This window comes from Streptococcus suis, assembly GCF_019794615.1.
Lineage (GTDB): Bacteria > Bacillota > Bacilli > Lactobacillales > Streptococcaceae > Streptococcus > Streptococcus suis_AI.
Genome location: NZ_JAIMDU010000054.1, coordinates 1 through 9,440 on the forward strand (window position 1 = coordinate 1; position 9,440 = coordinate 9,440).

The following is a 9,440-nucleotide window of genomic DNA, read 5'->3' on the forward strand; positions in this document are numbered from 1 at the left end:
TTTGATAATGGCATAATTGATTGTGTTTTTAGATACTGATTTTTTTACTCTCATAGATTCGCACCTCACTCTATTATACCACAGTACGAGAAAGTACGCAAGAAATACATACAAAAATTTGACAAAAAAATAGCGCTATATCAACGATTAGAGCACTTTTGTGTCATTCAAACTGTCAAACTCCCGTGACAGAAGAACCTCCAGTAGATGAACATTTCTGTATTAAAAGCTTTTACAACTTTAGTCTAACAAAAAATCCTCGACATCTATCCCACTTGCAAATATGTAATTTTATAAAAAATAAATTACATATTTGCAAGTTAATAATAACCGAGGAAAAATCAGTTATACTGGAAATAAAAACGAGGTAAAAGCCATGAAAACGAAAGTTGCACATATTATTCTCGCCATCTCACTGTCGCTTCCATTTGTAATCGACACCTTATCTAAACCACTTCCTCCCGTTACTTTCACTCTTCATTTATAACTCTTGAAAAATGAACTCGAATAATCGAAGCTGTTTGTTCGTCTATCACCTCACTGATAGATTGTATATAAGCTTCGATTATTTCTTTTTCTTTAGCGGGACGATTATTTTGAATGTAAACTAGTAATAAACGACAATACCGTACCATTATCTTCAAGAAAACATCTTTAAATCCAGACATAGAAATAAGTTTATCCAAGTAAAAAGAAACTTGATGATAAATTCCTCTTTCAAATAGTTCCGAAATCGTATTAAGAATCGCTATTTTTATAAGTTCTTGGTGTTTTCTAAGTTTGTTAAAGGATTTTCCCTCCTTACATAAATTATAAGCAAAATCCAACAATAACCTATCATTCAACAACATTTGTGCATTCAAAAATAAATACAGCTCAAAACTCGTCCACTCCTCAATCGTAAAGAGATAATCTGAGAGAAACTTCCTATCTTCCTCATCAAAGCCACCTTGACCATCTAAGGCAGCCAGCGCCACCTTAATGACAATTTCATTTAATCTGGCATATAGTTCCCCCTCAGCTTTCAAGAGTTCTGACTCCATTAAGGCCTGTAGCCCATCCTTATCCTGTTTGTAATACAAATCTGAAATGAGATTAGCTAGTTCGATGTGAGCAGACTCTTTGTAACCATGGTATTTGTAGGTAAACTCCTCCATAGTCATATTGATTCCCTCAACTGCCACAATCAACTTGTCCGCTGCTAACATGGATTGACCTGACTCAAAACGTGATAGCTGGGCTGCTGTAAAATCTCCTCTGACGACATCCTTTTGCTTGACCAAACGAGAACGACGAAGTTCTCTATAAAATTGACCTAACCCTACCTCTGGTGCTGTCCCCATGGTCTACCTCCTCTCAGTGAACCATTACATTATATTGTTAGATTTATCATAATAAACATTTATATTTTTGTCAACTGACACTGTTATATTTGTTATTCATGATAATTTCAGAAAATGCCACCCAGGTTCTCACCTGATTTTCATTTTCCTAACACTTCCATTTACCAAGTCCTAACTTTATGATATAATAAGGAGAATTATTTAGACTGTCGAAATCAACAACTCTAGAAAACTGAATACCAAGCAACAAATAGAAAACTATTTGGGTCTTTTTTCGTAGGTTGCAGTCAAAGCAGAAAGGAATATGTAAAACATATGATTTATAAAGTTTTTTATCAAGAGTCAAAAGTGAGTCCTCGTCGCGAACAGACACGCTCACTTTACATGGAAGTTGAAGCAGAAAGCGAATTACAAGGTCGTATTATTGCGCGTGAGCTAGTAGAAAAAACCTACCCACAATACAATATCGAATTCATCGAACTTCTTTCCGAAAAGCACCTCCAATATGAGAAGGAGCATGCTGATTTTAGTATTACGGAGTTCTAATCCATGTCTGCAATAAATCTAAAACCCCAAGAAGTTGGCGTCTTTGCCATCGGTGGTTTGGGAGAAATCGGAAAAAATACCTATGGTATTGAATACCAAGATGAAATTTTGATTGTTGACGCAGGTATTAAATTTCCTGAAGACGATCTTTTAGGTATTGACTATGTCATCCCAGACTACTCCTATATCGTTGAAAATCTAGACCGTGTCAAAGGTCTAGTCATCACACACGGTCACGAAGATCATATTGGAGGAATTCCATTCTTACTCAAACAAGCGAACGTACCTATCTATGCTGGTCCGCTAGCACTATCTTTGATACGCGGTAAATTGGAAGAACATGGCCTGCTTCGTGATGCTACTCTCCATGAGATTAACCATAAAACAGAGCTTACCTTCAAACACTTAAAAGTTAGTTTTTTCCGGACAACTCACTCAATTCCAGAACCACTTGGAATCGTCGTAGACACACCCCAAGGTAAAATTGTCTGTACCGGTGACTTTAAATTTGACTTCACTCCCGTTGGAGAACCAGCTGACTTGCACCGTATGGCTGCGCTCGGTGAAGAAGGAGTCCTCTGTCTTCTATCCGATTCAACTAACGCAGAGGTTCCAACTTTTACTAATTCCGAAAAAGTTGTTGGTCAATCCATTATGAAATTGATTGAAGGCATTCACGGTCGTATTATCTTTGCATCATTTGCCTCCAACATTTTCCGCCTTCAACAAGCAGCCGATGCAGCAGTAAAAACAGGTCGAAAAATTGCAGTTTTTGGCCGGTCAATGGAGAAAGCAATTGTAAATGGTATTGAATTAGGCTATATAAAGGTCCCTAAAAATACCTTTATCGAACCAAATGAAATAAAAGAATATCCAGCTAATGAAGTCTTGATTCTATGTACAGGTAGTCAAGGTGAGCCTATGGCTGCACTTTCTCGAATTGCTCATGGTACCCACAGACAAGTCCAACTTCAACCAGGTGATACTGTTATCTTCTCGTCCAGTCCTATTCCGGGAAATACCACAGGGGTTAACAAATTAATCAATATTCTTATTGAAGCAGGTGTAGATGTTATCCACGGTAAGATTAACAACATCCATACCTCTGGACACGGTGGTCAACAAGAGCAAAAACTCATGCTCCGCCTCATCAAACCAAAATACTTCATGCCTGTTCATGGCGAATACCGTATGCAAAAAATCCATGCTAGTTTAGCTGTCGATACTGGCGTTCCTAAAGAAAACATCTTCATCATGGAAAATGGTGATGTCCTTGCACTTACAAAAGATTCAGCTCGTATAGCCGGTCAATTCAACGCCCAGGACATTTACGTTGATGGCAATCGGATTGGCGAAATCGGTGCAGCTGTTCTTAAAGATAGACGCGATCTCTCTGAAGACGGTGTCGTTCTCGCTGTTGCAACGGTCGACTTCAAGTCGAAAATGATTCTTGCTGGTCCAGATATCCTTAGTCGAGGATTCATCTATATGCGTGAATCAGGAGATCTTATCCGCGAAAGCCAACGAATTCTATTTGATGCCATACGAATCGCCATGCGCAATAAGGACGCAAGCATCCAAACGGTCAATGGTGCAATTGTCAACGCCCTCCGACCATTCCTATATGAAAAAACAGAACGTGAGCCAATCATTATCCCAATGATTCTCACTCCGGATAAATAAAAAGGTCCAGTGGACCTTTTTATCTTTGAGCCTAAAATTTGAAAAGCGAAAATTAAGGTCCAGTGGACCTTTTTATCTTTGAGCCCAAAATTTGAAAAGCGAAAATTAAGGTCCAGTGGACCTTTTTATCATGAGCCTGGAAACGAGAAAGCGAATCAAGGTCCAGGGGAGTGAAACAGTCTGGGAAGAGACTGTTTCAGACCGAGCTTAAAAATGAAAGAGCGCGGTAAGAAAGCTTTGAGCCCAAAATTTGAAAAGCGAAAATTAAGGTCCAGTGGAGTGAAACAGTCTGGGAAGAGACTATTTCAGCCCGAGCTTAAAAATGAAAGAGCGCGGTAAGAAAGCTTTGAGCCCAAAATTTGAAAAGCGAAAATTAAGATCCAATAGTAAAAAAATAGCTTTGAATAACGTCATTAGTAACGTTGATTCTAAGCTATTTTTTAATATTCAAAATTTGATCTGAATGAGAATAATTTAGTTTTTGCAAATGCTCATTAATACAAATCTAAATAGTTATCAATTTCCCATTGAGAAACGTAAGTTGCGTAACTTGCCCACTCAATCTTCTTAGCTTCCAAGAAGTTAGTATAGATATGGTCACCCAATGCTGAACGAACAACATCATCTTCTCTCAAGGCTTTAAGAGCATTGTGAAGAGTTGATGGAAGATCTGTAATACCAGCTTCGCGACGTTCTTCATCAGACATTGCATAAATATTTGACTCTACTGGAGCAGGAGCCTCAATCTTGTGTTCGATACCATCTAATCCAACTTCCAAAAGAACTGCCATAGCCAAATATGGGTTAGCCGTTGGATCTACTGAACGCAATTCTAAGCGAGTTCCCATTCCACGTGATGCAGGTACACGAACCAATGGAGAACGGTTTTTGCCTGCCCAAGCAATATAAACAGGAGCTTCAAAACCAGGTACCAAACGTTTGTATGAGTTTACTGTAGGGTTGGTAATTGCAGTGTAGTTATAAGCATGTTTAATCAAACCACCGAGGAAGTGATAAGCTGTCTCTGACAATTGCATGCCACGAGGATCTTCTGGATCAAAGAAGGCATTATTACCGTCTTTATCAAAGAGTGACATGTTACAGTGCATACCTGAACCAGCAATTCCAAATTTAGGTTTAGCCATAAATGTAGCGTACAAACCATGTTTTCGTGCAATCGTCTTAACAACCAACTTAAAGATTTGGATATTATCACACGCTTTCAAAACGTCCGCATATTTAAAGTCGATTTCATGCTGACCAACCGCTACTTCGTGGTGGCTCGCTTCAACTTCAAATCCCATTTCAGTCAAAACATTTACAATTTCACGACGAGTATTGTCCGCAAGATCTGTAGGCGCCAAGTCAAAGTAACCACCCTTGTCATTCACTTCAAGAGTTGGATTCCCTTGCTCATCCATTTTGAACAAGAAGAATTCTGGTTCTGGACCAAGGTTAAAGGATGAGAAGCCTTCTTTTTCCATCCGACGAAGAGATTTTTTCAAGTTTCCACGTGGATCTCCCGCAAACGGTTCACCTTCAGTCGTATAAATATCACAAATCAAGCCTGCTACACGGCCATTTTCATCTCCCCAAGGAAAAATAGTCCATGTGTTTAAATCTGGATAAAGGTACATATCAGATTCATTGATACGTACAAAACCTTCAATAGACGAACCATCAAACATAACTTTATTTGATAAAACTTTTTCAACCTGCTCTTCTGTCGCAGGAATCTCTACGTTTTTCATCACTCCCATAATATCAGTGAACATGAGACGTAGAAATGTAACATTTTTCTCTTTAATATCACGTTTAATATCCGCTGTTGTGACAACCATATTTTTTTCTCCTCTTAATTAAACCTATTACGACGACCGAAAGATCGAGCTTGGACTTGAAAATCGTCCTTGTCTGCTAAATTCATCATGTAGGATACGACGCACATCCTCATCGGTTAAAGTTTTCTGTTCAGCTTGAACCTTTTCCTTTGCTTTACGATTGGCATATTCTTTTTTAATCGCTGCAATGTTTAGGCCCTCATCCAAAAAATCTTTAATTTCAAGGAGTAAGTCCATATCATTTAGAGAATACAAGCGGCGATTACCTTCGTTCCGATCTGGTTTTATCAACCCATGATCTTCATAGTAACGAATCTGACGCGCTGTTAAATCAGTCAATTTCATTACACTACCAATTGGAAAAATAGCTAAGGAACGTCGAAACTCTTTTTCTCTCATAATGAACTCCTTTCTGCACACTATTATAGGGCAGAATTCATAAACAGTCAAGACCTGATGTCAGGTTTTATGACATCATCCTTTATAAAATCGATTTTTTATCAAATTTACATCATAATTTACAATGACAGATATAAATACCCCGACGAAAGTTTCAAAAACTCTTTGGAGGGCGTAGAAAATCGAATCTCCTGCAGGAACTGAGAGAGCAATGATCAACATCGTAGCAACCCCGCTAATGACACCTGGAGCATTATTAAACGAAACATTCGTCATAATGGTTAGCATCGTAAAAATAGGGATGAAAATTAAGGTCACCCAAAAATTATTAGAAAATAGATCACTTAGAATAAAATATAGCAAGGCATAAAAGCCACCTATAGAATTACTAAGTACACGGGAAGAGCCAAAATGCACACTTTTCCCAAAATCTTCACGAAGGCTGAAAACTGCTGAGAGAGCCGCAATCTGAATACCATCCCATTTTAAAAGATGAAACAATAAAATGACTAAAAATACAGCTAGACCTGATTTTAAAGTTCTCATACCCAATTTAAACTTCTGGGTATCAAATTTATATCTCTTTAACATACTTCTATTCTAACATGATTTGTTAAAAAATGATTCTAAATGCACATAATGTTATGAATCATTCGGACATTTTAGTGTAAAAATAATACCAGATACTTCAACGCCACCAAAGAAAAAGAATTCCCAACTTTACAAAAAAGTATCCTATAGTTGATTCTAATACGAGACAAGAAGCCACAAGCATAAGTAGAGCTTGAAAAGGTGAGTTTACGAAGTAATACTCAATGAAAATCAAAATCAGACTTGCTCCAAAGGTTCGGGGAACCTTTGGAGGTTGGAAATAAGGCGAACAAAGTTCGCTACAAAAAGGTTCGGGGAACCTTTGGAGGTTGGAAATAAGGCGAACAAAGTTCGCTACAAAAAGGTTGGGAGAACCTTTGGAGGTTGGAAACAGGCAAACGTAGTGCGTTTCGCTCTGATGCAGAACGAACTCTGTCCCTTTTTGTATTTCAAGGGAACAGGTTGTCAAGCTCTGCTGGAGCTTGACACTCATCAAATCAAGTCAACAAGGTCTAATTTTGATTTTCGAAGAGTATAAACAAAAAATGATTACGCAACAAAACTTTTCCTCCGAGCCGACACTTCAGAGCGCAAATTGCATTCAAAAAGAGACCGGAACTCAAGCACCAGCCTCATTTCGTCGCAATTTTTTACTTTTCAGTCAAAGCTGCAAGTCCTGGAAGCACTTTTCACCTTGCTAGACTTTCTAACTCGCTTAGCTTCGTAGAAACTCTACGCGATGCACAAAATGCAACGGAAATCCGTTGCATTTTAGCCTTTACCTAGGCTGATTTTCTAACTCACTACGTTCACAGAAAATCTAGCCTTTGCACTAGAAAAGAGCTGGTTGCCCAACTCTTTTCGTCGCAAGTTTTTACTTTTCAGTAAGAGCTGCGAGACCAGGTAATACTTTACCTTCCAACAACTCCATTGATGCACCACCACCTGTTGAGATCCATGAGAACTTGTCTGCACGGCCAAGGTTGATAGCTGCAGCAGCTGAGTCACCACCACCGATGATTGATTTCACACCTGGTTGTTTCACGATAGCGTCCATTACACCGATTGTACCAGCTTGGAAGTCTGGATTTTCAAATACACCCATAGGTCCGTTCCAAACAACTGTTTTTGCACCAGTTAACGCTTCGTCAAACTTAGCGATTGACTTAGGACCGATGTCAAGACCAAGGAAGCCTTCTGAAACTGCTTCACCTTCAGTGTCGCGAACTTCAGTGTATCCAGCAAATGCATTTGCTTCTTTTGAGTCAACTGGCAAGATCAATTTACCATTAGCTTTTTCAAGAAGTGCTTTTGCCACATCCAATTTATCTTCTTCTACAAGTGAGTTACCAATTTCGATACCTTGAGCTTTGTAGAATGTGTAAGTCATACCACCACCGATAAGAACTTTGTCTGCTTTTTCAAGAAGGTTCTCGATAACACCAATCTTATCAGATACTTTTGAACCACCGAGGATTGCCACAAATGGACGCTCTGGAGTTTCAACAGCTTCTTGGATGTATGCAATTTCGTTTTCCAAAAGGAAACCAGCTACTGCTTTTTCTACGTTTGCTGAGATACCAACGTTTGATGCGTGTGCACGGTGTGCAGTACCAAATGCATCGTTAACAAAGATACCATCACCAAGTGAAGCCCAGTATTTACCAAGTTCTTCGTCGTTTTTAGATTCTTTCTTACCATCAACATCTTCGAAACGAGTGTTTTCAACAAGGAGAACTTGTCCATCTTCCAAAGCATTGATAGCCGCTTCCAATTCAGCACCACGAGTAGCACCAGCGATGAAAGCAACTTCTTGACCCAATTTAGCCGCCAAGTCAGCTGCTACAGGAGCCAATGATTTACCTTCTTTATCTGCTTCTTCTTTCACACGACCAAGGTGAGAGAAAAGAATTGCACGTCCACCTTGCTCAAGAATATACTTGATTGTTGGAAGAGCAGCAGTAATACGGTTGTCGTTAGTGATAACGCCATCTTTCAAAGGAACGTTAAAATCAACACGGACAAGAACTTTTTTGCCCTTCAATTCAACGTCTTTAACAGTCAATTTAGCCATTAGTTAGACTCCTTAAAAAATTTTTATCTTACTAATTATAGCACATTATTCATTAAATGCCTATTAAAATCTCACTTATTGTGATACTTGTAACAATGATTCCGATCGTAGCTGAGTATCTACCCGAGCGATACCCAATTAAAAATTAACTTCATCCGGATTGCTCTGGCTGTTCACGCCATCTACTCCATCAAGTCGGAGTATGTCCTCTTCCGATAATTCAAAATCAAAAATATGCAAGTTTGCTTCAATATTTGCAGGGGTTACTGATTTTGGTAATGGCAAGAAACCTTTTTGCAATGACCAACGAAGTGCAATTTGTGCAATAGATTTGCCATACTTTTCAGCTACTTCTTGTGCAACAGGGTTTCCAAAAATACTTCCTGTTCCAAGTGGACTGTAAGCCTCTAACAAAATTTGGTGTTGACGACAAAAATCAACTAGCTCCGTTTGAGGGCAGCCTGGAGCTAATAAAATTTGATTGACATGAGGTTTCGTTTCAGCGGTTTCAAATAATGCCTCTAAGTGATGAACCATAAAGTTTGATACCCCTATCGCACGCGTCTTCCCTTCTTTATAGGCCTCTTCTAAAGCCTTCCAGACACCCGCATTACGTTTTTTCCATGCACCATTTTCACGCAATTCTACAGGATTTGGCCAATGAATAAGAAGTAAATCTACATAGTCTAGACCTAACTTAGATAAGGATTCATCAATTGATGCCTTTGCAGATTCATAATCCTGCTTATCATTCCAAATCTTAGTCGTTACAAAGATTTCTTTCCGGTCCAACTTGCTATCTGCAATAGCTCGTCCCACACCCACTTCATTGCGATAAATCTGAGCTGTATCAACATGCTAACTTCTCAAAGTAAGTTCTAGTCTAACACAAAAGCTGGAAATTAGACTGAGACAAAAAAATAAGGTAGAACTTACTATGGGACAAGTTGGTAACTGACAATG

The 9,440-nt window shown here is 38.8% G+C and carries 7 protein-coding genes and 1 pseudogene; 2 read left to right on the plus strand and 6 right to left on the minus strand.

Annotated elements, in window-relative coordinates; translation table 11 throughout:
- Nucleotides 1-470: 470 nt before the first annotated feature.
- The gene (locus K6V43_RS10910; RefSeq protein ID WP_222383107.1) at nucleotides 471-1,343 is read right to left on the minus strand and encodes an Rgg/GadR/MutR family transcriptional regulator; all 873 of its coding nucleotides are present in this window, start codon (nucleotides 1,341-1,343) and stop codon (nucleotides 471-473) included.
- A gap of 315 nt (nucleotides 1,344-1,658) precedes the next feature.
- Between K6V43_RS10910 and K6V43_RS10915 the strand changes: the two genes are divergently transcribed.
- Both K6V43_RS10915 and rnjA read left to right on the plus strand, forming a co-directional pair.
- A complete protein-coding gene (locus K6V43_RS10915) occupies nucleotides 1,659-1,889 on the plus strand; it encodes an RNA polymerase epsilon subunit (protein ID WP_024392378.1) in 231 nt (76 codons plus the stop codon).
- 3 nt (nucleotides 1,890-1,892) lie between these two features.
- Nucleotides 1,893-3,572, plus strand: coding sequence for a ribonuclease J1 (gene rnjA, locus K6V43_RS10920; RefSeq protein ID WP_222383109.1), 1,680 nt, complete (start codon nucleotides 1,893-1,895; stop codon nucleotides 3,570-3,572).
- A 494-nt stretch (nucleotides 3,573-4,066) separates the two neighbouring features.
- Here rnjA and glnA read toward each other — a convergent pair whose 3' ends face one another.
- From glnA to K6V43_RS10945, 5 genes and pseudogenes are all read right to left on the minus strand, one after another.
- On the minus strand, nucleotides 4,067-5,413 hold the full coding sequence (gene glnA, locus K6V43_RS10925) for a type I glutamate--ammonia ligase (RefSeq protein ID WP_024392056.1): 1,347 nt from the start codon (nucleotides 5,411-5,413) through the stop codon (nucleotides 4,067-4,069).
- A 27-nt stretch (nucleotides 5,414-5,440) separates the two neighbouring features.
- Nucleotides 5,441-5,812, minus strand: a complete 372-nt coding sequence (locus K6V43_RS10930; RefSeq protein ID WP_024392055.1) for a MerR family transcriptional regulator — start codon at nucleotides 5,810-5,812, stop codon at nucleotides 5,441-5,443.
- Nucleotides 5,813-5,887: 75 nt separating this feature from the next.
- On the minus strand, nucleotides 5,888-6,403 hold the full coding sequence (locus K6V43_RS10935) for an FUSC family protein (protein ID WP_024396539.1): 516 nt from the start codon (nucleotides 6,401-6,403) through the stop codon (nucleotides 5,888-5,890).
- An 874-nt stretch (nucleotides 6,404-7,277) separates the two neighbouring features.
- Complete coding sequence (locus tag K6V43_RS10940) at nucleotides 7,278-8,477, minus strand: phosphoglycerate kinase (RefSeq protein ID WP_002938510.1); 1,200 nt, start codon at nucleotides 8,475-8,477, stop codon at nucleotides 7,278-7,280.
- Nucleotides 8,478-8,615: 138 nt separating this feature from the next.
- Nucleotides 8,616-9,335 (minus strand): annotated as a pseudogene (locus tag K6V43_RS10945) (aldo/keto reductase); the annotation flags it as partial.
- Between the last annotated feature and the right edge of the window lie 105 nt (nucleotides 9,336-9,440).